The 20,518-nt window shown below is 70.2% G+C and carries 21 protein-coding genes and 1 riboswitch; of the genes, 8 read left to right on the forward strand and 13 right to left on the reverse strand.

Annotated elements, in window-relative coordinates:
• Window positions 1-74: 74 nt before the first annotated feature.
• Together BST28156_RS26460 and BST28156_RS26465 are read right to left on the reverse strand one after the other, a co-directional pair.
• Window positions 75-1,547, reverse strand: a complete 1,473-nt coding sequence (locus BST28156_RS26460; protein WP_060243990.1) for a heavy metal sensor histidine kinase — start codon at window positions 1,545-1,547, stop codon at window positions 75-77.
• Window positions 1,544-2,221, reverse strand: a complete 678-nt coding sequence (locus BST28156_RS26465; RefSeq protein WP_060244064.1) for a heavy metal response regulator transcription factor — start codon at window positions 2,219-2,221, stop codon at window positions 1,544-1,546. The genes BST28156_RS26460 and BST28156_RS26465 overlap by 4 nt, the downstream gene beginning before the upstream one ends.
• A 200-nt stretch (window positions 2,222-2,421) precedes the next feature.
• Here BST28156_RS26465 and BST28156_RS26470 point away from each other — a divergent pair, with 200 nt between their 5' ends.
• Window positions 2,422-2,694, forward strand: a complete 273-nt coding sequence (locus BST28156_RS26470) for a DUF4148 domain-containing protein (protein WP_174903748.1) — start codon at window positions 2,422-2,424, stop codon at window positions 2,692-2,694.
• Window positions 2,695-3,021: 327 nt separating this feature from the next.
• On the opposite strand, the gene BST28156_RS26475 is transcribed toward BST28156_RS26470, so the two are convergent.
• Entirely contained in the window at window positions 3,022-3,234 is a 213-nt protein-coding gene (locus tag BST28156_RS26475) for a hypothetical protein (protein ID WP_040127425.1), read from the reverse strand.
• A gap of 240 nt (window positions 3,235-3,474) precedes the next feature.
• Here BST28156_RS26475 and BST28156_RS26480 point away from each other — a divergent pair, with 240 nt between their 5' ends.
• Window positions 3,475-3,762, forward strand: coding sequence for a DUF4148 domain-containing protein (locus tag BST28156_RS26480; protein WP_174903749.1), 288 nt, complete (start codon window positions 3,475-3,477; stop codon window positions 3,760-3,762).
• A gap of 80 nt (window positions 3,763-3,842) precedes the next feature.
• Here the strand turns inward: BST28156_RS26480 and BST28156_RS26485 are convergent, their stop codons facing one another.
• The 5 genes from BST28156_RS26485 to BST28156_RS26505 form a co-directional block, all read right to left on the reverse strand.
• Complete coding sequence (locus BST28156_RS26485) at window positions 3,843-4,280, reverse strand: hypothetical protein (protein ID WP_060300610.1); 438 nt, start codon at window positions 4,278-4,280, stop codon at window positions 3,843-3,845.
• 144 nt (window positions 4,281-4,424) lie between these two features.
• Window positions 4,425-5,348: an ABC transporter permease gene (locus tag BST28156_RS26490; protein WP_174903750.1), complete on the reverse strand. Its 924-nt coding sequence runs from the start codon at window positions 5,346-5,348 to the stop codon at window positions 4,425-4,427.
• Window positions 5,348-6,220 (reverse strand): ABC transporter permease, encoded by an 873-nt coding sequence (locus BST28156_RS26495; RefSeq protein ID WP_174903751.1) that lies wholly within the window; start codon window positions 6,218-6,220, stop codon window positions 5,348-5,350. The genes BST28156_RS26490 and BST28156_RS26495 overlap by 1 nt, the downstream gene beginning before the upstream one ends.
• 61 nt (window positions 6,221-6,281) lie before the next feature.
• Complete coding sequence (locus tag BST28156_RS26500) at window positions 6,282-7,361, reverse strand: ABC transporter ATP-binding protein (protein ID WP_174903752.1); 1,080 nt, start codon at window positions 7,359-7,361, stop codon at window positions 6,282-6,284.
• Between the two features lie 47 nt (window positions 7,362-7,408).
• The gene (locus BST28156_RS26505) at window positions 7,409-8,572 is read right to left on the reverse strand and encodes an ABC transporter substrate-binding protein (protein WP_174903753.1); all 1,164 of its coding nucleotides are present in this window, start codon (window positions 8,570-8,572) and stop codon (window positions 7,409-7,411) included.
• A gap of 437 nt (window positions 8,573-9,009) precedes the next feature.
• Here BST28156_RS26505 and BST28156_RS26510 point away from each other — a divergent pair, with 437 nt between their 5' ends.
• Complete coding sequence (locus tag BST28156_RS26510; RefSeq protein WP_174903754.1) at window positions 9,010-9,714, forward strand: glutathione S-transferase N-terminal domain-containing protein; 705 nt, start codon at window positions 9,010-9,012, stop codon at window positions 9,712-9,714.
• A gap of 110 nt (window positions 9,715-9,824) precedes the next feature.
• Here BST28156_RS26510 and BST28156_RS26515 read toward each other — a convergent pair whose 3' ends face one another.
• Window positions 9,825-10,337, reverse strand: a complete 513-nt coding sequence (locus BST28156_RS26515) for a MarR family winged helix-turn-helix transcriptional regulator (protein WP_174903755.1) — start codon at window positions 10,335-10,337, stop codon at window positions 9,825-9,827.
• A gap of 129 nt (window positions 10,338-10,466) precedes the next feature.
• Here BST28156_RS26515 and BST28156_RS26520 point away from each other — a divergent pair, with 129 nt between their 5' ends.
• On the forward strand, window positions 10,467-11,651 hold the full coding sequence (locus BST28156_RS26520) for an MFS transporter (protein ID WP_174903756.1): 1,185 nt from the start codon (window positions 10,467-10,469) through the stop codon (window positions 11,649-11,651).
• A gap of 28 nt (window positions 11,652-11,679) precedes the next feature.
• Here the strand turns inward: BST28156_RS26520 and cobM are convergent, their stop codons facing one another.
• The 4 genes from cobM to cbiE are packed head-to-tail and all read right to left on the reverse strand — an operon-like array spanning window position 11,680 to window position 15,488.
• Window positions 11,680-12,408 (reverse strand): precorrin-4 C(11)-methyltransferase, encoded by a 729-nt coding sequence (gene cobM / locus BST28156_RS26525; protein ID WP_174903757.1) that lies wholly within the window; start codon window positions 12,406-12,408, stop codon window positions 11,680-11,682.
• A 34-nt stretch (window positions 12,409-12,442) separates the two neighbouring features.
• On the reverse strand, window positions 12,443-13,174 hold the full coding sequence (locus BST28156_RS26530; RefSeq protein ID WP_174903758.1) for a cobalt-precorrin-6A reductase: 732 nt from the start codon (window positions 13,172-13,174) through the stop codon (window positions 12,443-12,445).
• Entirely contained in the window at window positions 13,171-14,259 is a 1,089-nt protein-coding gene (locus BST28156_RS26535; RefSeq protein WP_174903786.1) for a cobalt-precorrin-5B (C(1))-methyltransferase, read from the reverse strand. The genes BST28156_RS26530 and BST28156_RS26535 overlap by 4 nt, the downstream gene beginning before the upstream one ends.
• Window positions 14,259-15,488, reverse strand: coding sequence for a precorrin-6y C5,15-methyltransferase (decarboxylating) subunit CbiE (cbiE, locus tag BST28156_RS26540; RefSeq protein ID WP_174903759.1), 1,230 nt, complete (start codon window positions 15,486-15,488; stop codon window positions 14,259-14,261). Before cbiE ends, BST28156_RS26535 begins: the two co-directional genes overlap by 1 nt.
• Before the next feature lie 291 nt (window positions 15,489-15,779).
• Window positions 15,780-15,970, forward strand: a riboswitch (cobalamin riboswitch).
• Between the two features lie 67 nt (window positions 15,971-16,037).
• On the opposite strand from cbiE, the gene cobG reads away from it, so the two are divergent.
• The 4 genes from cobG to cobJ are packed head-to-tail and all read left to right on the forward strand — an operon-like array spanning window position 16,038 to window position 20,512.
• Window positions 16,038-17,426: a precorrin-3B synthase gene (gene cobG, locus BST28156_RS26545; protein ID WP_254596426.1), complete on the forward strand. Its 1,389-nt coding sequence runs from the start codon at window positions 16,038-16,040 to the stop codon at window positions 17,424-17,426.
• Window positions 17,419-18,045 carry a precorrin-8X methylmutase gene (locus BST28156_RS26550; RefSeq protein WP_174903761.1) on the forward strand — a complete coding sequence of 209 codons (627 nt, stop codon included), beginning with the start codon at window positions 17,419-17,421 and terminating at the stop codon, window positions 18,043-18,045. The genes cobG and BST28156_RS26550 overlap by 8 nt, the downstream gene beginning before the upstream one ends.
• Window positions 18,042-18,776 carry a precorrin-2 C(20)-methyltransferase gene (locus tag BST28156_RS26555; protein ID WP_174903762.1) on the forward strand — a complete coding sequence of 245 codons (735 nt, stop codon included), beginning with the start codon at window positions 18,042-18,044 and terminating at the stop codon, window positions 18,774-18,776. Before BST28156_RS26550 ends, BST28156_RS26555 begins: the two co-directional genes overlap by 4 nt.
• Complete coding sequence (cobJ, locus tag BST28156_RS26560; protein WP_174903763.1) at window positions 18,773-20,512, forward strand: precorrin-3B C(17)-methyltransferase; 1,740 nt, start codon at window positions 18,773-18,775, stop codon at window positions 20,510-20,512. The genes BST28156_RS26555 and cobJ overlap by 4 nt, the downstream gene beginning before the upstream one ends.
• The last annotated feature ends 6 nt before the right edge of the window (window positions 20,513-20,518 follow it).

Here is a 20,518-nt window from a genome sequence, read left to right on the forward strand (position 1 = left end):
CGGCAGCCAATCGCATACGAAACCCTTTTAAACAGTGCCCCGGCCGTCAAAACGAGGCGCTTTTCAACAGCCTGCTAAGCCGGGTTCCTGACGAACGTGAGGATGAAGCGGGTGCCGTTCGCGTCGCTTTCGGCGCGCGCGGTGCCGCCGTGCAGCTCCATTACCGAGCGCACGATCGCGAGGCCGAGCCCGGCCGTGCCGCCCGGCGCGCCGCCGCTGCGCGCCGGATCGCCGCGCACGAAGCGGTCGAAGATGCGCGGCAGCAGTGCGGGGTCGATCGGCTCGCCCGGGTTCTCGACGACGACGCGGAGCGCGTCCGCCGTTTCGTCGACGCGCATCGTGATCACGCCGCCGGCCGGCGTATAGCGCAACGCGTTCGCGAGCAGGTTGCTGACCGCGCGACGGAACAGTTCGAGATCGGCGGTCAGCTCGCCGTGGCCGACCACGCGCAGCGTCGAGCCCGCTTCGTCGGCCAGGCCCTCGAAATAACCGGCGATGCGTTCCAGTTCCCGATGGACGTCGAACGCGCGCTGGCGCGTGACGAAACCGGGATGCTCGGCACGCGCGAGAAACAGCACGTTGTCGATCATGCGCGCGAGACGGTCGTATTCCTCCAGGTTCGACTCGAGCAGCAACTGGTATTCGTCGGGCGAACGCGGCCGGGCGAGCGCGACCTCGGTCGCGCCGCGCATGTTGTTGAGCGGCGTGCGCAGGTCGTGCGCGAGGTCGGCGCTGAATTGCTTCAGGTGTCCGAACGCCTGCTGGAGGCGGCCGAGCATCGCGTTCTGCGCGTCGACGAGCGCCCGCAGTTCGCGCGGCGCGCGCGACGCGTCGAGCCGCAGGTCGAGCCGGTCGACGGTGATGCGGCCGGTGTTCGCGACGATTTCGCGCAGCGGCGCGAGCGTCGAGCGGATCAGCCAGTAGCCGAGCAGCATCGCCAGCAGCGCGCCGAGCCCGCCCGCGAGCTTCAGCTTGTCGCGATAGCCGTCGAGCAGCCGGACGCGATCGTCCATGTTGCGCGCGATCGCGATGCGGATCTGCGTGTGGTCGCGCAGCACGGCGTCGGTCACGACGCCGCGCACCGGCATCCCGCGATCGGCGGTCCACGTCGCGATGCGCCCGACGGTGATCCGCTCGCTGGCGGGCACGGGCGTCACTTGCGGCGGGAATACGTTGGCGTCGGCATCGGACAGCGCGGCGGACGTCGGCGCGTCGGCGCCCGGCGCATCCTCCAGCTCCGTGCGCTCGACGTTATGACGCACCAGCACACGACCTTGCGCATCGACGACGGTCAGCGACAAGGCCTCGTTGCCGAGCACCTGGCTGGTGAGGCGGTCCGCATGCGTGCGTACCGCGTCGAGCGAATCGAGTTCGCCCGCGAGCCGGCGCGTGTGTCGCGCCGCGAGCACGATGTCGAGATCGTCCTGCGTGTCGACCTGCCGTTCGAGCCCGGTATACACATAGGCGCCGACGAGCGCGAACACCGCGAGCGTAGTCGCGCCGAACGCGAGCGTGAGCGTCGCGGTGAGCGAGCGGCCGCGCGTCATGCGCCGTCCTTGGGCTCGAGCACGTAGCCGACGCCGCGCACCGTATGGATCAGCTTGACGGGGAAAGCGTCGTCGACCTTCGCGCGCAATCGCCGGATCGCGACTTCGACGACATTGGTGTCGCTGTCGAAATTCATGTCCCACACGTACGACGCGATCTGCGTGCGGCTCAGCACCTCGCCCTGCCGGCGCGCGAGCAACTGCAGCAGCGAGAATTCGCGCGGCGTCAGGTCGATCCGCACCGTGCCGCGCTTCACGCGGCGGCGCACGACGTCGATCTCCAGATCGCCGACGACGATGCGTTCGGTCTCGCGCGGCGGCCCGCGGCGCGCGAGCGTGCGGATCCGGGCGAGCAGCTCGACGAACGCGAACGGCTTCACGAGGTAGTCGTCGGCGCCGAGTTCGAGCCCGTGCACGCGGTCCTGCACGTCGTCGCGTGCGGTCAGGAACAGCACGGGTGTCGTGTGCGTGTCGCGCAGCCGCTTGAGCACGCCCCAGCCGTCGAGCACGGGCAGCATCACGTCGAGCACGATCACGTCGTAGTTTTCTTCCTGCGCGAGCATCAGTCCTTCCGCGCCGTCCTTCGCGAGATCGACGCTGAAGCCGGATTCCTCGAGCCCCTTCTTCAGATATGCGCCCGTCTTCGGTTCGTCTTCGACTATCAGGATGCGCATGATCGACTCCGTCGCATTCGGTTGGCACATGCGCCGATGTTACCGGGAAACGGCGGCGGCAAGCCGTATCGCGCAGGCGTCGGGGCCGTTGATTACCGAACTGTAATCGGCAGGTCAGCGGCGCGACGGACGCGGCGACCAGAATGACGAACGTGGGCCCTTCCCCGCTCACGCGTTCGCTCATTCATCAAGGAGTCGCCATGAAAATCGTTGCCGCTTTCGTCCTCGCCACGCTGAGTTTGCCGTTCGGCGCAGCGGCGTTCGCCCAGTCCGCGCAGGCGCCGCTCACGCGCGCCGAAGTGCGTCAGCAGTTGATCGAAGCGCAGGCCGACGGCCTGTTGCCGTCGAACCGGAACGACTATCCGCCGTCGCAGGACGAGATCGCGCGCAACCGCGCGCGCTACGCGGCTCAGCACGCCGGTGCGATGCCGACCGCGACCGCGGCCTCCGACCGTACGACGTCGTCGCAATGACGCGGCCTACCGGGCACGTCACGAGCCGCCGTGCCCGGCAGCCAGGTTCGACGTACGCGTGCATCGGGATCGATCGGGCCCGGTGTTTCCGGCCGAACAGGGAATTTGGATGGGCCGCGCCGCCACCGGCGACGACAGGCACGAAGTCGCCGCATCGCAAGCGACGCGGCTCGGTTCGAACCGGCAGGGAATGAAAACAGCGCGGCGCGCGTGCGCCGAAACCGCGCATGACATGTCATCGGCGCGGTGCGCGATGCGGATGTCGGAGGGGCGATCGGGACCGGCGCTCGAGCGCGCCGGCGCCGGTCAGACAGGATCGGGATTCGTTCAGTACGCGGACATCTCGACGCAAGGATCGACCTTGGACGGCGAGCAGATGACCGAATACTTGGCGCTCTCGCGCATCAGCGCTTCGCCCTGTTGCAACGCGATCTTGATTTCGGGATGACGCTCGTAGGCGAGGAACGCCGAACACACGACCGCGGACATCACGATCAGCGAAAACACAAATTTTTCAAGGGTTTGGAAACGTTCAGGCATGGTTCGACCTTTCTTCTAGGCCGATATTGTATCTCAAAATAAGGGTTTTCCCTATACATCAGACGACATACCGAGGATCGGTTCGAATGATCGAGCGGCACCAGGGACGCAGCTTGAGTCGCGATGCTCCCGCCCTTTTTCCGCGTTAACTCGCGCTTAAGCGGCGGTCGCCGAAGATGGCTGTACCGGTGACGGCGGCTGTGCCGCACCGGACGCCCCGCATTTTTCGGAGAACCCGAGATGAAAACCGCCCTTTCCCTGCTCGTCCTCGCCGCCGCGGTCGCGGCGCCCGTCATATCGTTCGCGCAGACGGCGAACGCGCCCGTTACGCGCGCCGAAGTCGTCGGCCAGCTGCGCCAGCTCGAACAGGCCGGCTACAAACCGCTGAAAGGCCAGTATCCGAACGACCTTCAGGCCGCCGAAGCGCGCATCGCGCAATCGTCGGGCATCGGTGCCGACGCCGGTGCGTCGATGGACGCCGGCCATCGGACCATGCCCGCGACCGCGCCGGCCGATCGCGGTCGCTGATCGCGGTCAGCGGCAGGATTCGCGCGTGTCGGCAAGGTCGTGCAGCGTGAAGCGATCAAAGAAAGCGCCGCACTGGAGGATCACTGTGCGGCCGACGCGCCGCTGGCCGCATTGCCGGGCCACGCCTTGCCGATCTTGTCGATCAGCGATTTCGCGGCGCCGGTCGCGATCGCCGCGTCGACGCCCGAGGTCTGCCACGAACCGTCGGCGGCCTGCACGAAGGTCAGGTTTGCACGCGACGGCGAGTAATCGGCATTGCGCCACGTGATCACGACGTCGCACGTATAGGTGCGCTCGCCCGCCTTCCTGCAGTCGCCGTCGGGCTTCGCCGACACGACGTCGGCCGACACCGGCAGCGGCTGGCCGAAAAGCGCGTTGAGGCCGCCGTGGTTTTCCGCTTCGAGCGCGCGGCGCACCGCGGCATCGACGTCGCTCGATCCGGGTCCGTCGTGAAGCAGGTTGCAGGCGGCAAGCAGCGTCGAGGCACAGCCGAGCGTCAGTAGCGTTGGAAACTTCATGGATATCCGTGATCGGGTGAACGTCGGGCGGTACGCGGCGACGCCGCGCAGGCATCGCCGGACCGGTACGCCGCGTAGTCTGCAACGGCCGCGTGCCGTGCGCGGTATCCATTTGTAACCAATTGCACGCGCCCCGACACGCGCCTACTGCCGCTCCTGCTTCACGCGGCTCACGAGCTGTGTCGGGCTCACGAACTGCAGCGCGATCACGACCCAGACGAGCGTGATGGCCATATAGATCATCGCCATCGCGTCGATCGACTGCGGCGCGCGTACGCCGGTCGAGAACACCGCGTAATACAGCGCGACGACGAGCGTCTGCGTGCTCGGGCCCGCGGTGAAGAACGTCAGCTCGAACATCCCGATCGTGCGCACCAGCACCAGCAGCCCCGCCGCGAGCATGCCGGGCACCAGCAGCGGCAGCAGCACATGGAGGAAATAGCGCCACGTGTTCGCGCCGAAGATGCGCGCGGCGGCTTCGAGGTTCGGGTCGATCTGCTCGATGAACGGCGTCATCACGAGGATCACGAACGGCAGCGCCGGCACGAGATTCGCGAGGATCACGCCGGACAGCGTGCCCGCGAGCCCGATCTTGTACATCACGGTCGCCATCGGGATCCCGTACGTGACGGGCGGCACCATCAGCGGCAGCAGGAACACCAGCAGCGCGAAGCGCTTGCCGCGGAACGACACGCGCGCCAGCGCATAGGCGGCCGGCACGCCGAGCGCGATCGACAGCAGCACCACCGCGCCGACGACTTCGACCGTCACCCACAGCACGCTCGCGAGCTGGAAATCCTCCCAGGCCTTCGCGTACCAGTGCAGCGTGAAGCCTTGCGGCAGCGGCGTGCCGAACCAGCGCGTCGCGACCGAATTCACCGCGACGGTCGCGATCAGCAGCATCACGTTCAGCAGGAAGAATGCCATCAGCCCCCAGACGAGCGCCTTCCACGCGCGGCCGGCGAGCGCGCCGCGGATCTTCTGCGGCTTCATCGCGTTGACGGGCCGCGCGTCGCCCGGTCCCTGTTGCGGCGGCCAGGCCGGCGCGGCATGATTGTCGGTCGCCATCAGCCCTTGCCTCCCGTCACCGGCCCCGTATAGAAAAAACGGCGCGCGCCGAGCATCGACGCGACCACCAGCAGCTGCACGAAGCCCATCACGATCGCGATCGCCGATGCGAGCGAGTAGTCGTAGTTCTCGAACGCGGCTTCCGCGGCGGCGATCGAGATCACGCGCGTCGGGCCGGCCGGCGCGCCGAGCAGCACGGCCGACGGGAACACCGAGAACGCCTGCACGAACGACAGGCAGGCGGCCATCGTCAGCCCCGGCACGAGCAGCGGCAGGTAGATCCGCCGGAACTGCTGCCACGGATTCGCGCCGAGCGTCGCGGCCGCGCGCGCGAGCGTCGGGTCGATGCCGCTGATGTACGACAGCATCAGCAGGAACGCGAACGGAAAGCCCGACACGATCAGCGACAGCAGCACGCCCCAGTAGTTGTGCGTGAGGCGCACTTCGTCGGTGTACAGGTGCAGGCCGTGCAGCGCCTGCGGAAACCAGCCGTTCGGCCCGAAGTACGTGAGCATTCCGTCCGCGACCAGCACGGTGCCGAGCGTGACGGGGATCACCAGCAGCGTCGTCGCGAACTTCTGGTAAGGCGAGTGGCGGCGCAGCGCGAACGCGACCGGCACCGACACGCCGACGTTGATCAGCGTGGCCGGCACCGCGAGCTTCAGCGTGACGAGCACGGTCGGCCACATCGCGGCGTCGGTAAAGAACTGCGTGTAGTTCGCGAGCGCGCCGCCGCCGTTCATCGGCTCGAACGACAGCACCAGGCCGTACGCGAACGGATAGACGAACAGCGCGACGATGAACGCGAGCGCGGGCGTGACGAGCCACGCTTTCGCGTCGCGCGGCGTGCCGCCGGATGCGAGCGTGCTCATGCGGCCTCCCGGCCGGCGGCCCGTGCGGTGCGCGGCGTGCGGACGAGCAAGCCGCACGCGCTCATTGCGCTTCTCCCGGATAGACGAGCGTGCGCGATGGCGGAACGCGCAGCCGCAGCTGCTCGCCTGCCGCGAATTCGCCGGCCACGCGCGCCCAGATCGCGCCGAACGGCGCGATCGCGCGGATCAGCGAATCGCGTCCGCCGTACTCGACCGTTTCGACCGTCGCGTCGAACGTGTTGTCGCCCGCGCGGTCGGCGCGCTCGATGTCGTCCGGACGCAGCGCGACCGCGACCTGCGTGCCGTCGAAGCCGGCCATCGGCACGCCCGCGAGGCGCACGCCGGCGGCGGCGACCGTCACGTAGTCGCCGGCGGTGCCTTCGAGCGTGAACGGCAGCACGTTGCGATAGCCCATGAAGCGCGCGACGTGCAGGTTGTGCGGGCGCGAATAGACGGTCTTCGGCGTCGCGACCTGCTGCACGACGCCCTCCTTCATCACGACGATGCGGTCGGCCATCGACAGCGCCTCGTCCTGGTCGTGCGTCACGTAGATGGTCGCGCGTTCGAGCTGCGTATGGATGCGGCGGATCTCGGCGCGCATCTCGATGCGCAGCTTCGTGTCGAGGTTCGACAGCGGTTCGTCCATCAGCACGAGCGGCGGCTCGATGACGATCGCGCGCGCGATCGCGACGCGCTGCTGCTGGCCGCCCGACAACTGGCCGGGCAGCTTGCCTTCATGGCCGACCAGCTGCACGAGTTCGAGCGCCTGCTGCGCGCGCCGGCGCGTTTCCTGTTTCGGCACGCCGCGCATCTTCAGGCCGAAGCCGACGTTGTCGAGCACCGTCATGTGCGGAAACAGCGCGTAGTTCTGGAACACCATGCCGAAGCCGCGCCGCTCGGGCGGCAGCACGTCGATGCGCGTGTCGTCGAGCCAGATGCCGCCGCGCGTGAGCGGCTGCAGCCCGGCGATGCAGTTCAGCGCGGTCGACTTGCCGCAGCCGGACGGGCCGAGCAGCGCGATGAATTCGCCGCGGCGGATGTCGAGGTCGAGCCCGTCGAGCGCCGCGACCTGCGCGCCTTCCGCGTTGGTGAAGCTGCGGCACACGCCGTCGAGCCGCAGCCGTTCGAAACTGTGCTTCATTGCACACTCCGCTGACGCGGGCGCCGTCGCGCCCGCGGGTTCATCCGTCACTTCGACTTCTGCGCGCCGATTTCGCGATCCCATTTCTGGAACGCGGCGACCATCGCCTGCGCGCTGAGCGGCTGCACGTGCGGACGATCGGCGAGCAGCTTCGCGTATTCGGGGCGGCCGAACTTGCGGATCACTTCCTGGCTGTGCGCGGGCGCCATCTCGAGCGTCACGCCCTTCACGGCCGGGCCCGGATAGAAATAGCCGTCGTCGTAGGTCATCGCCTGCTGCGCCGGCTCGAGCAGGAAATTCATCAGCTTGAACAGCACGTCGAGCTTTTCTTTCGGCACGCCCTTCGGAATCACCATGTAATGCGCGTCGTTGACCCACGTCATGTTGTCGAACGCCTGGATCCGGAACTCGGCCGGCACGATGCCGAGCGCGCGCGGGTTGATGTCCCAGCCGGTGACGGTCACCGTCATGTCGCGCGTGCCCTCGCCCAGCTCCTTCATCACGGCCGAGGTGCCGCCCGGGTAGTACGGCACGCAGTCGTTCAGCTGCTTCAGGAACGCCCAGGTCTTGTCCCAGCCGTTGATCGGGTCCTGCGGATTCTTGTCGCCGAGCACGTACGGCAGCCCCATCAGGAACGTGCGGCCGGGGCCGGAGTTCGCCGGCCGCGCATAGATCAGCTTGTTCGGGTGCGCCTTGCACCACGCGAGCAGCTGGTCGGGCGTCTTCGGCGGATCGGCGACTTTCGCGGGGTTGTATTCGAGCAGCGGGCCCGCCGGCATGTACGTGACTTCGAGGCCGAAGCCCTGCGCGAGATCCTGCATCTTGCGCGGGCCGGGCGCGTACTTGTCGAGCACGCCGGGGAGCGCGCCCGCGTGGTCCGGCAGCAGCTTGAGCCACAGGTTCTGCTCGATGCCGGCCGCGAGCGCGTCGGTGCCGGTCAGCACGAGATCGATGTCGGCACGACCGGCCGCCTGCATCGCCTTGATCTTGCCCGGCAGCTGCGGCGCGGGCGCGTTCGTGAACGTGACGGTCGACACCAGGTTCGGGTTCTTGTCCCGGAACGCTTCGATGGCCTTCTGCGTGAGCTGCAGGTTGCCTGCGACGTCGACGACGTTCAGCGACACGGGCGCGGCGACGGCCGCCGCCGACAGCGTGAAGCCCAGCGCCAGCGCGATCCGGCGGGCACGGCGCGCGATCGTGTTTGTGTTCATGTCTCCTCTCTGCGGTCGGTGAATGGGACCTTTCTTTCGAGAAATCATGACGTTGTTATACGATGTCGGTCAACAAAAAACCGTGACGCGCGGGGCGGGAATTTCCCTAACAAAAACCCTTCGGTGGCAACGTGATTCGACCGGCAGCGCACGGGTCGGCGCTTCGACCGCGAATCGGGCGGAATGTGTTAAGACATCGTATGTCGAAGCGATGACGGGATCGTGCTCCGTACGTCCGCAATGCGGGCCTTCCGTCTTTCGCGGCATCTCGCCGCCGCCTGCACCGATTTCGCGGATCGGCTACAGTGGGCGTTTTTCGGCGCGCCCCGCCGCGCCGGCCGGCTCGCCTGCCCCGCTGCCATGCATTCCACCGCGGGTGCGCGACGCGCGGCGGCACGGCGGGGCGCGGATCACTCCTTTCGACGAGCGAACCTTCCATGCCCGATCTGTCCGCCTTCCCGATCACGCAAAAATGGCCGGCCCAGCATCCCGACCGTCTCCAGCTCTACTCGCTGCCGACACCGAACGGCGTCAAGGTGTCGATCATGCTCGAGGAAACCGGCCTGCCGTACGAGCCGCATCTGGTGCGCTTCGACACGAACGACCAGTTGTCGCCGGCGTTCCTGTCGCTGAACCCGAACAACAAGATTCCGGCGATCATCGATCCGAACGGCCCGGACGGCAAGCCGCTGCCGCTGTTCGAGTCGGGCGCGATCCTGATCTATCTCGCGGACAAGACCGGCCAGCTGATCCCGAAGGATCTCGCCGGCCGCTACGAGACGATCCAGTGGGTGATGTTCCAGATGGGCGGCATCGGCCCGATGTTCGGCCAGGTCGGCTTCTTCCACAAGTTCGCGGGCCGCGACTACGAGGACAAGCGTCCGCGCGACCGCTACGTCGCCGAATCGAAACGCCTGCTCGGCGTGCTCGATGCGCACCTCGCCGGACGCGAGTGGGTGATGGGCGATGCGTACACGATCGCCGATATCGCGATCTTCCCGTGGGTGCGCAACCTCGTCGGTTTCTATGAAGCGGGCGACCTCGTCGGCTTCGGCGAATTCCGCCACGTCGCGCGCGCGCTCGATGCATTCGTCGCGCGGCCGGCCGTCGCGCGCGGCTTGAACATTCCCGCACGCGACTGAATCGCGCCCGCACCCGCTGCGGGCCGCCTGCTTCGATCGACGCCCGCTGCATCGCGTAGCGGGCGTCGTTTTTTTGGTATCGACGCTTGCGCGGCGCGCTTGCGGCGTCGCTAGTCGCCGTCGTTGCCGTCGGCCATGCGCGCCAGCCCGGCCAGCAGCTTGTCGAGCAGCCGCGCGAGCTGCGCCTGTTCCGCGGCCGACAGCGCGGCCAGCATCGCGCGCTGGTTGTCGACGTGCGCGACCACCGCTTCGTCGATCAGCGCGCGACCCGCTTCCGTCAGCGCGACCAGCGTGCCGCGCCCGTCGGCCGGATTCGGCCGGCGCTCGACCCAGCCGGCCTTCTGCAGCCGGTCGATGCGTGCGGTCATGCCGCCCGACGACATCATCAGCGCGTCGTACAGCGCCGTCGGCGTCAGCGCGAACGGCGCGCCGCTGCGGCGCAGCGTCGCCAGCACGTCGAATTCGCCCGGCTGCATCCCGTAGCGCGCGAACAGCGGATTGAGACGGTCGCGCGCGATCACGAGCGCCGTTTCCTGCAGCCGCCCCATCACCAGCATCGACGACGCGTCGAGATCCGGACGCTCGGTACGCCATTGCGCGACCGCCTGCGCGGCTCGATCCATTAACCCTCCTCGGCTCACCAGTTATCTTGATGTCGAGATAAATCGGCATTTATCTTGATGGCGAGATACTTTACCTGAAAACGCGCAGCGTCCACCTGCATGCCGCGCACCGAATTCGAGGGTCTTGCGATGAATCGTTTCAACACGTCCGGATGGCGGCTGGCCGCCATCGTGCTCGTCGGGCTGAACCTGCGCCCGGCGCTCGCCGCGGTCGGCCCGCTGCTCGACATGATCCAGCGCGCGACCGGCATCGGCGACGGCGCGGCCAGCCTGCTGACCACGATCCCGATCCTGTTGATGGGGCTCGGCGCGCTGGGCGCGCGGCCGCTGCAGCGCGTCACGGGCATCGCCGGCGGCGTGTGGCTCGGCGTCGTGCTGATCGGGCTGGCATGCGCGTCGCGCGTCGGCGCGCAGCATCCGTGGCTGTTGCTGGCGAGCGCCTGCTGCGCGGGCATCGGCATTGCGATGGTGCAGGCGTTGCTGCCGGGCTTCGTGAAAGCGCATTTCGCGACGCGCATTGGCGGCGCGATGGGTGTCTATTCGACGTCGATCATGGGCGGCGCGGTGCTCGCAAGCGTCGCGGCGCCGCTGGTCGCCGCACGCTGGGGCTGGCTCGCGGCGCTCGCCGGCTGGGCGCTGCCCGCCGCGGTTGCCGCGCTGGCATGGCCGCTGGCGAGCCGCGCCGACCGGGTGGCGTCGGTCACGCCGGCCGCCACGACGGCGGTCGATGCGCGCGCGTCGCGCTTGCCGCGTGCGTGGCGGCTCGCGCTGTTCTTCGGGATCGCGACGGGCGCATACACGCTCGTGCTCGCGTGGCTGCCGCCGTACTACATGCGGCTCGGCTGGTCGCCGACCGCGGCCGGCAGCCTGCTTGGCGGCGTGACGCTCGCGGAAGTCGCCGCCGGGCTGACGATCTCGGCGACGATCGACCGCGTGCCCGATCGCCGGCCGGCGCTGCATGCGGCGATCGCGTCGCTGCTGGCCGGGCTGGTGCTGATGCTGGCCGCGCAGGAGAGGCTTGCGCTGCCGGCTGCGCTGCTGCTCGGTGCAGGCATCGGCGCGCTGTTTCCGCTGTCGCTGATCGTCACGGTCGACCATGCGGCGACGCCGGCCGATGCGGCGTCGCTGACGGGGTTCGTGCAGGGCGTCGGCTATCTGATCGCGGGACTGTTTCCGTTCGCGGCGGGCATCGTGCGCCAGCATCTCGCGGATCTGACGCCCGCGTGGGTCGCGATGGCCTGTCTGTGCGTCGTGCTGTTCGTGCTCGCGGCCGGCTTTGCGCCGGGCATGACGCGACGCGTTGCGCGGGCGTAGGGGCCGCGATCAGGCGCCCCGCGCGTGATCACTCCGCACTCGCATACAAGGTCGAATCCGCAAACCCCTGCGCGTCGAGCACACGCCCGACCAGGATCAGCGCGGTGCGTTCGATCGACGTGTGCCGGACCTTGCCGACGATATCGGCAAGCGTGCCGACGACGCGTTCCTCGTCGGGCCAGCTCGCGCGATACACGACCGCGACCGGGCAGTCGGGCCCGTAATGCGGCAGCACTTCGTCGACGATTCTGGCGAGATGCCGCACGCCGAGATGGATCGCAAGCGTCGCGCGATGCGCGGCGAGCGAGCCGAGCGTCTCGCCTTCGGGCATCGTCGTCTTGCCTGCGAAGCGCGTGAGGATCACCGTCTGCGCGACGCCGGGCAGCGTCAGCTCGCAGCCGAGCGTCGCCGCGCACGCGGCCGCGGCCGTCACGCCCGGCACGATTTCATACGGAATCCCGAGCGCCTTCAGCCGGCGGATCTGTTCGCCGATCGCGCCGTACAGCGACGGGTCGCCCGAATGCACGCGCGCGACGTCCTGCCCTTTCGCATGCGCGGCCGCCAGCAGCGCGACGATCGCGTCGAGATCGAGCTCGGCGGTATTGACGACCTGCTCCGCGCGATGACCGTCGAGCACGGCCGCCGGCACCAGCGAGCCCGCATACAGAATCACCGGACACGTGCGCACGAGGCGCTGGCCCTTCACCGTGATCAGCTCCGGGTCGCCGGGACCCGCGCCGATGAAATACACCGTCATCGAAAAAACTCCGTCAATGCGTTGGCCGGCCGCGTCATGCGCGCGCGGCTGGATCGAGTGCGTCGAGCAGTGCGGCGGCCGAATCGAACGTGCGATCGGCGTCGGGCAGCAATGGCCGGCGCAGCATCACGACCGGCAGCCGGCGCTCGCGCGCAACCTCGAGCTTCGCCTCGGTCGCCGCACCGCCGCTGTTCTTGCTGACGACGACGTCGATGCCCGCGAGCGCGAACAGTGCACGTTCGCCGTCGAGCGTGAACGGCCCGCGCGCGGCGACGATCTGCGCGCGCGCGTTGCCGGGATGCGGATCGAGGCAGCGCACGAGCCAGAACTGGTGCGGCGGAATCGCGTCGAGATGCGCGAGCGGTTCTCGGCCGAGCGTCAACAGCGGCCGCCGGAACGGCGCGAGCGCGGCCTCGATGCCGGCCCAGTCGTCGACCGTGCGCCAGTCGTCACCGGGTTGCGGCGTCCACGGCGCGCGGCGCAGCGCCCACAGCGGCACGCCGGCGTCGCGGGCCGCGGCCGCCGCATTCGCGCTGATGCGCGCCGCGTACGGATGCGTCGCGTCGATCACGAGGCCGATGCCGGCATCGCGCAGATACGCGGCGAGCCCCGCTGCGCCGCCGAAGCCGCCGACGCGCACGTCGCAGCGCAGATCGGCAGGCACCTTGCCGAGGCCCGCGAGACTGTATACATGGCCGGCGCCGAGCGCGCGTGCGATCTTCAGCGCGTCGCCGGTGCCGCCGAGCAGCAGGATGCGCATGCTCATCGCGCCTCCCCGACGAAACGCCCGTGACGGTCGATCGCGAACATCTCGACGGCGACCGATGCCGGCACGATGTCGCGCGCGACGCGCAACGCATGCGCGCAGACGATGTCGCCGAGCGGCACGCCGTCGGCCTGGGCGAATTTCAGCGCTTCCTGGCTCGTGTTCGCGGCGCGCATCGCGTTCTGCAGCGCATCGCTCGCGCCGGCTTCGGCCGCCCATTGCGCGAGCAGCGGCAGGTCGATGCTCGAATGACGGCTGTGCAGGTCGAGATGCCCGGCCGCGAGCTTGCTGAGCTTGCCGAAGCCGCCACACATCGACAGCCGCGCGACCGGCGCGCGTCGCAGATGCTTCAGTACCGCGCCCGCGAAATCGCCCATCTCGATCAGCGCCATGTCGGGCAGCCCGTAGTGCGCGCGCATCGCGTCCTCGCTCGCGTTGCCGGTGCAGGCGGCGACGTGCGTGATGCCGTTGGCGCGCGCGACGTCGATGCCCTGGTGGATCGACGCGATATACGCCGAACAGGAGAACGGCCGCACGATGCCGGTCGTGCCGAGGATCGACAGCCCGCCGACGATGCCCAGGCGCGGGTTCATCGTCTTCAGCGCGAGCGCCTCGCCGCCCTCGACGCCGATCGTCACGTCGAAGCCGCCCGCGTAACCGTGCTCGGCCGCAAGCGCATCGAGGTGCGTCGCGATCATCTGGCGCGGCACCGGATTGATCGCCGGCTCGCCGACCGGCAGCGTGAGCCCGGCGCGCGTGACCGTGCCGACGCCCGGCCCCGCGTGAAAGCACACGCCCGGCGGCGTCGTGAGCGCGACGCGCGCGAAGATCAGCGCGCCGTGCGTGACGTCGGGATCGTCGCCGGCGTCCTTCAGCGTGCCGGCCTCCGCGCCGTCGGCCGTGGCGCGGCAGAATTCGAGGCGCATCATCACGCGCTGTCCTTTCGGCAGCACGATCTCGACCGCGTCGTCCGCGCGGCCCGCGAGCAGCAGGCGCGTGGCGGCGAGCGACGTCGCGGTCGCGCAGCTGCCGGTCGTGTAGCCGAAGCGCAGCGGCGCAGGCTGTTCGGGGGTCTCGTCGCGCATCATGTCGGCGCCGGCGCGTCGGCCGCGTCGGGCTTGCGTACGTCGTACAGCGTGACGGGCAGCGCCTGCCGCCACGTATCGAAGCGGCCGAGCGGTTCGGCGTGTGCGAGCGACACGCGCGTGAGCGTGCCGCCCTGCGCGTCGCGCCACGCGGCGAGCGCGACTTCGCCCTGCAGCGTGACCGCGTTCGCGACGAGCCGGCCGCCCGGTTTCAGCGCCGCCCAGCACGCGTCGAGCACACCGGGCGCCGTTGCGCCGCCGCCGATGAAGATCGCGTCCGGCGCCGCGAGCCCCGCGAGCGCATCGGGCGCGCGGCCGGCGACGAGCTGCAGGCCCGGCACGCCGAGCGCATCGCGGTTGTGTTCGATGAAGCGCTGTCGCTCCGCATGCGCTTCGATCGCGATCGCATGGCACGACGGATGCGCGCGCATCCATTCGATGCCGATCGATCCACTGCCGGCACCGACGTCCCACAGCAGTTCGCCGGGCACCGGCGCGAGACGCGCGAGCGTCAGCGCGCGCATGTCGCGCTTGGTCAGCTGGCCGTCGTGGCGATAGGCGTCGTCGGGCAGGCCGGGCGTGAGCGCGCGGCGCGGCGCGTCGGGGCCGGCCATGCAGTCGAGCGCGACGAGGTTCAGCGCGGCCGTCTCGTCGACGGCCCAGTCCTGCGCGAGCCCGTCGAGACGCCGCTCGAGCGGGCCGCCGAGATGCTCGAACACGGTGATCCGCGTCGGCCCGAAGCCGCGTGCGGCGAGTTCCGCCGCGACCGCGGCCGGCGTGCGGCCGTCGGCGCTCAGCACGAACAGGCGCCGTCCCGGCAGCAGGTGGCGCGCGAGCGTCGCGAGCGGACGGCCGACCAGCGATACCGCACCGACCTCCTGCAACGCCCAGCCGAGGCGCGCGGCCGCGAGCGACAGCGACGACGGCGCGGGCAGCACGCGCCATTCGTCGGCGTCAAGCTGGCGCGCCAGCGTCGCGCCGACGCCGAACAGCATCGGGTCGCCGCTTGCAAGCACGCAAACGGGCGTGCCGCGGCGCGCGAGCACGCCCGACAGGTCGAACGGCGACGGCCACGCTTCGCGCGCGGCCGAAAGTCGCGACGGCAGCATGTCGAGATGCCGTTTCGCGCCGACGACGAGCGTCGCGTCGAGCAGCGCGCGGCGTGCGGCACGGCCGAGCCCCGCGAAGCCGTCGTCGCCGATGCCCACCACCGTCAGCCATGCCGTCATGCACCTTTCCCCTTCGTTCGTCCCGTTGCCGCCCGCATACTCCGCGTACCGGCCCGCATCGCAAAAAACGGGATAGTACCGTGTTCCACTCCGCGTTTCACTGGCAGGCAGGACGGCGCTTGCGCATGCCGGCGATTCAGCGCGCGGTCGATTCGGCTGATGAAACAGCCGCGACGAGCGCACGGCGTGCGCTGCCCGACGACGGAACGACAGCTTCGGCACGGTGGCGCTGCCGCCCATGTGCCGCCGCACGGTTTTCGGGTCGCGAGCCGCCCGCGAAATCGGGTATCCTACGCGCGTTCGTTCGCCGGTGCCCTTCGGGGCCGAAGAGGGAACACAGGGCGCGCATCGCGCTGCTGTGGCTGCCCCCGCAACTGTAGACAGCGAGCCGTTCTCCCCCTCACGCCACTGGTTTCACCGGGAAGGCCGGGAGCCGGCGCCGACCTGTCAGCCAGGAGACCTGCCGGCCAGAAAGTGCGTGCGTGCCAGCCGGCATCGGGCGGGGTGTACCGATGCGTTGGCCGCGGCGCGACACTGTCCCGGTGCCTCTTGAGTTCCGCCCCCGTTTCCGTTTCCGCATCGCCCGTCGTGCGCCCGTCGGCCTGTCCGGGGCTCGTGCGCGTGGTCGCGGCCGCCGACGGCGGACTGTGCCGGATCAAGCTGCCGGGCGGCCGGCTTCGCGCATCACAGGCCCGCGCAATCGCCGACGCCGCGCGCGCGTACGGCTCCGGTGCGATCGACGCGACCAATCGCGCGAATCTGCAGTTGCGCGGCATTCGCGACGACGTGTCCGCGGCGCTGACCCGTGCACTGCTCGACGCCGGGCTCGGCCCGCAGGTCGACGCCGACGATGCGGCTGCGCTCGCCGCCAGCGACGACGCGCGCAACCTGATGCTCAGCCCGCTCGCCGGACACGATCCGGCCGCATGGCTCGACAGCCGCGCGCTCGCGGCACCGCTGTTGCGGATGCTCGCGAACGAGCCGCGGCGCGGCGAACTGTCGCCGAAATTCTCGATCCAGCTCGACGGCGGCGAATCGGTCGCGGCGCTCGATCATCCGCACGATATCTGGCTCGCCGCGTGGCGTCGCGCGGACGGCGACGTGCGCATCGCGGCCGGGCTCGCCGGATGCCCGCCGGTCGCGCAGCGCGACGCGCCCGCGTCGATCGATGTGTCGCCCGAGCAGACCGTCCCGCTCGTGCGCGCGCTGCTGCTCGCCTTCCTCGATCTCGCGCCGGCCGACGTCACGCGCATGCGCGCGCTGCTGGCGACCTGCGGCGAAGCCGCGCTGCTCGAACGCGCGCGGCGCTACCTGCCGTTTCCGCTGGTCGCCGATCCGGCGCTGGCCGGCTGGCGTCGCCCGCCCTCCGATGCCGCGCTGCGCTTCGGCGCGCGCGCGTCGCTCGACGCAGGCCGCTGCAGCGTCGGCGCGCAGTTCGCGCTCGGACGGCTCGACGCGGCGCAACTCGACCGGCTCGCCGCCTGCGCCGAAGCCAACGGCGACGGCACGCTGTCGATGACGCCGTGGCAAGGCGTGTTCGTCCACGGCGTCGCAGCGGCACGCGCGCCGGCCGTGCTCGACGAATTCGCCGCGCTCGGCCTCGTGTGCGCGCCGTCCGATCCGCTGGCGACGCTGGTCGCCTGCACCGGCAGCACGGGCTGCGCGAAGGCGCGCGCCGATACCAAACGCGACGCGCTCGCGCTGGCCGCCCGCATCGGCTGGCCGATCGACGCGCACCTGAGCGGCTGCGAGCGCCACTGCGCGCTGCCGCATCCGGCGACGCACACGCTCGTCGCGGTCGCGCCCGCGCATTACGACTTGTACCGGCGCGATGCCACCGCGGGGCGCGGCGCCCCGCTGGCGCGCCATCTGACGATTGACCAGGCCGCGGCGGCACTGACGCGCGCGCGGCCCAGCCAGGACACCACCGATGCTTGACTATATTCGCGACGGGCAGGAAATCTACCGCCAGTCGTTCGCGACGATCCGCGCCGAAGCCGACCTGTCGCGGATCCCGCCCGATCTCGAGAAACTCGCGGTGCGCGTGATTCACGCGTGCGGCATGGTCGACGTCGTCTACGACCTGCGCTTCTCGGCCGGCGCCGGCACGCTGGGCCGAGAAGCACTCGCGGCCGGCGCGCCGATCCTGTGCGACGCGAAGATGGTCGCGGAAGGCATCACGCGCACGCGCCTGCCGGCCGGCAACCGCGTGCTCTGCACGCTCAACGAGCCCGAGGTGCCCGATCTCGCGCGCCACCTCGGCAACACGCGGTCGGCCGCCGCGCTCGAGCTGTGGCGCCCGCACCTCGCGGGCAGCGTCGTCGTGATCGGCAACGCGCCGACCGCGCTGTTCCATCTGCTCGACATGATCGACGCCGGCGCGCCGCGCCCCGCGCTGATCCTCGGTTTCCCGGTCGGCTTCATCGGCGCGGCCGAATCGAAGGCGCTGCTCGACCAGGACAGCCGCGGCGTGCCGTATGTCGCGCTGCTCGGCCGGCGCGGCGGCAGTGCGATGGCCGCCGCCGCGGTCAACGCGCTCGCGACGGAGGCCGAATGACGGCCGCGCGCGGACGCCTGTTCGGGATCGGCGTCGGCCCCGGCGACCCCGAGTTGATGACGCTGAAGGCGGTGCGCATGCTGCAGGCCGCGCCGGTGGTCGCGTATTTCGTCGCGAAGGGCAAGAAAGGCAATGCGTACGGCATCGTCGAGGCGCACCTGCACGACGCGCAGCTGCAATTGCCGCTCGTCTATCCGGTGACGACCGAGGCGCTGCCGCCGCCGCTCTGCTACGAAAACGTGATCGCCGATTTCTACGACACGGCGGCCGAGATCGTCGCGTCGCACCTCGACGCGGGGCGCGACGTCGCGGTGATCTGCGAAGGCGATCCGTTCTTCTACGGGTCGTACATGTATCTGCACGACCGCCTCGCGCCGCGCTACGACACCGAGGTGGTGCCGGGCGTGTGCGCGATGCTCGGCGGCACGGCCGTGCTCGGCCAGCCGCTCGTCTATCGCAACCAGAGCCTGTCGGTGCTGTCCGGCGTGCTGCCGGAGCACGAACTGCGCACGCGTCTCGCGCAGGCCGACGCGGCCGTCGTGATGAAGCTCGGCCGCAACTTCGACAAGGTGCGGCGCGTGCTCGACGAGCTGGGCCTCGCCGCACGCGCACGGTACGTCGAGCGCGCGACGATGGCGAACCAGCGCATCGTGCCGCTCGACGAAGTCGATCCGATGGCGTCGCCGTATTTCTCGCTGCTGGTCGTGCCGGGGGAAAAATGGCAAGGATGACCACGCCGCCCGCGATCGTGATCCTCGGCGCGGGCGCACTCGACACCGCGCGCCGCATCCAGGCCCGTTATCCGGGCGCGCAGGTGCACGGGCTCGCGTCGCGCGTCGCCGCCGACGTGCCGTTCGACGAACTCGGCGCGCATCTGCGCGAACTCTATGCGCGCGGGCTGCCGATCGTCGCGCTGTGCGCGGCCGGCATCGTGATTCGCTGCATCGCGCCCGCGCTGGCCGACAAGGGCGTCGAGCCGCCGGTGCTGGCGGTCGCCGAGGACGGCTCGGCCGTCGTGCCGCTGCTCGGCGGGCTGACGGGCGTCAACGCGATCGCGCGCGAGATCGCCGCGCAACTGGGCATCGCACCGGCGATCACGACGAGCGGCGAACTGCGTTTCGGCGCCTGCGTGCTCAATCCGCCGGACGGCTATGCGCTCGCCGATCTCGCGCAAGGCAAGCGCTTCGTGTCCGATCTGCTGGCAGGCGCGTCGACGCGCATCGACGGTGCGGCGCCGTGGCTCGACGACGTCGCGCTGCCGCGCGACGCGGCGGCCACGCATGCGATTCGCGTGAGCGCCGACGCATGGCGCGGCGCGCGCGACGAACTGGTGATTCATCCGCGCAGCGTGGTGGTCGGCGTCGACATGCCGGCCGCGCAGGCGGCCGAGCCGCTGGCCGCGCGGATCGAAGCGCTGCTCGATGCGCACGGGCTCGCACGGCCGGCGCTCGCGGCGATTGTCGCGCCGGCGTCGGCGATCGGCGACGCGGCGCTTGAAGAGGCCGCGCAAGCGCTGCACGTTGCGCTGCGCTTCGTCGATCCCGACACGCGGGACGAAGCCGATACCGAAACGTCCGATACGCCCGGCACGCAGGCCGCCGCCCTGCTCGCCCGCGCCCTTCGCGTGCCGCATACGATGCGCGGCGCATCGAACGGCCTCGCATGCGCGGTCGCGCCGCATCCGGTCGATCCCGCCACGCTCGGTCGTGCGCGCGGCCGCCTCACCGTGCTCGGTCTCGGCCCCGGCGGCAGTGCGTGGCTGACGCCCGCTGCTCGCGCGGCGCTCGCCGATGCGACCGACATTCTCGGCTACACGACCTACGTGGACATGGCCGGCCCGTTCCGCGCGGACCAGCGCGTGCACGGCACCGACAATCGCGAGGAAATGCAACGGGCGCGCCACGCGTTCGAACTCGCGGCCGAAGGTCGGCGCATCGCGGTCGTGTCGTCGGGCGATCCGGGCGTGTTCGCGATGGCCGCGGCCGTGCTCGAAGCGCTCGACGACACGCGCGACCCGCACTGGGCGACGGTCGACCTGCGCATCGAGCCCGGCATCTCGGCGTCGCTCGCGACCGCCGCGCAGGCCGGCGCGCCGCTCGGCCACGACTTCTGCGCGATCTCGCTGTCGGACAACCTGAAGCCGTGGGACGTGATCGAGACGCGCCTGCGGCATGCCGCCGAGGCCGATCTCGTGATGGCGTTCTACAACCCGATCTCGCGCGCGCGACCGTGGCAGCTCGACCGCGCGCTCGAGATCGTGCGCGCGCATCGCACGGCGAACACGGTCGTCGTTCTCGGCCGCGACATCGGCCGGCCCGGCGCGACGCTCGCGACGACGACGCTCGGCGCGCTGCGCAGCGACCAGGTCGACATGCGCACGATGGTGATCGTCGGCTCGTCGACGACGCGGCGTTTCGCGATCGGCGACGGGCGCGAATGGGTCTATACGCCGCGCTGGTATCGCTGAACGCGG

The organism is Burkholderia pseudomultivorans, assembly GCF_902499075.1.
GTDB lineage: Bacteria > Pseudomonadota > Gammaproteobacteria > Burkholderiales > Burkholderiaceae > Burkholderia > Burkholderia pseudomultivorans.

Coding starts and splice junctions, on each gene's coding strand:
- BST28156_RS26460 (WP_060243990.1), bottom strand. CDS start 1,547: ATGACGCGCGGCCGCTCGCTCACCGCGACGCTCACGCTCGCGTTCGGC.
- BST28156_RS26465 (WP_060244064.1), bottom strand. CDS start 2,221: ATGCGCATCCTGATAGTCGAAGACGAACCGAAGACGGGCGCATATCTG.
- BST28156_RS26470 (WP_174903748.1), top strand. CDS start 2,422: ATGAAAATCGTTGCCGCTTTCGTCCTCGCCACGCTGAGTTTGCCGTTC.
- BST28156_RS26475 (WP_040127425.1), bottom strand. CDS start 3,234: ATGCCTGAACGTTTCCAAACCCTTGAAAAATTTGTGTTTTCGCTGATC.
- BST28156_RS26480 (WP_174903749.1), top strand. CDS start 3,475: ATGAAAACCGCCCTTTCCCTGCTCGTCCTCGCCGCCGCGGTCGCGGCG.
- BST28156_RS26485 (WP_060300610.1), bottom strand. CDS start 4,280: ATGAAGTTTCCAACGCTACTGACGCTCGGCTGTGCCTCGACGCTGCTT.
- BST28156_RS26490 (WP_174903750.1), bottom strand. CDS start 5,348: ATGGCGACCGACAATCATGCCGCGCCGGCCTGGCCGCCGCAACAGGGA.
- BST28156_RS26495 (WP_174903751.1), bottom strand. CDS start 6,220: ATGAGCACGCTCGCATCCGGCGGCACGCCGCGCGACGCGAAAGCGTGG.
- BST28156_RS26500 (WP_174903752.1), bottom strand. CDS start 7,361: ATGAAGCACAGTTTCGAACGGCTGCGGCTCGACGGCGTGTGCCGCAGC.
- BST28156_RS26505 (WP_174903753.1), bottom strand. CDS start 8,572: ATGAACACAAACACGATCGCGCGCCGTGCCCGCCGGATCGCGCTGGCG.
- BST28156_RS26510 (WP_174903754.1), top strand. CDS start 9,010: ATGCCCGATCTGTCCGCCTTCCCGATCACGCAAAAATGGCCGGCCCAG.
- BST28156_RS26515 (WP_174903755.1), bottom strand. CDS start 10,337: ATGGATCGAGCCGCGCAGGCGGTCGCGCAATGGCGTACCGAGCGTCCG.
- BST28156_RS26520 (WP_174903756.1), top strand. CDS start 10,467: ATGAATCGTTTCAACACGTCCGGATGGCGGCTGGCCGCCATCGTGCTC.
- cobM (WP_174903757.1), bottom strand. CDS start 12,408: ATGACGGTGTATTTCATCGGCGCGGGTCCCGGCGACCCGGAGCTGATC.
- BST28156_RS26530 (WP_174903758.1), bottom strand. CDS start 13,174: ATGAGCATGCGCATCCTGCTGCTCGGCGGCACCGGCGACGCGCTGAAG.
- BST28156_RS26535 (WP_174903786.1), bottom strand. CDS start 14,259: ATGCGCGACGAGACCCCCGAACAGCCTGCGCCGCTGCGCTTCGGCTAC.
- cbiE (WP_174903759.1), bottom strand. CDS start 15,488: ATGACGGCATGGCTGACGGTGGTGGGCATCGGCGACGACGGCTTCGCG.
- BST28156_RS26550 (WP_174903761.1), top strand. CDS start 17,419: ATGCTTGACTATATTCGCGACGGGCAGGAAATCTACCGCCAGTCGTTC.
- BST28156_RS26555 (WP_174903762.1), top strand. CDS start 18,042: ATGACGGCCGCGCGCGGACGCCTGTTCGGGATCGGCGTCGGCCCCGGC.
- cobJ (WP_174903763.1), top strand. CDS start 18,773: ATGACCACGCCGCCCGCGATCGTGATCCTCGGCGCGGGCGCACTCGAC.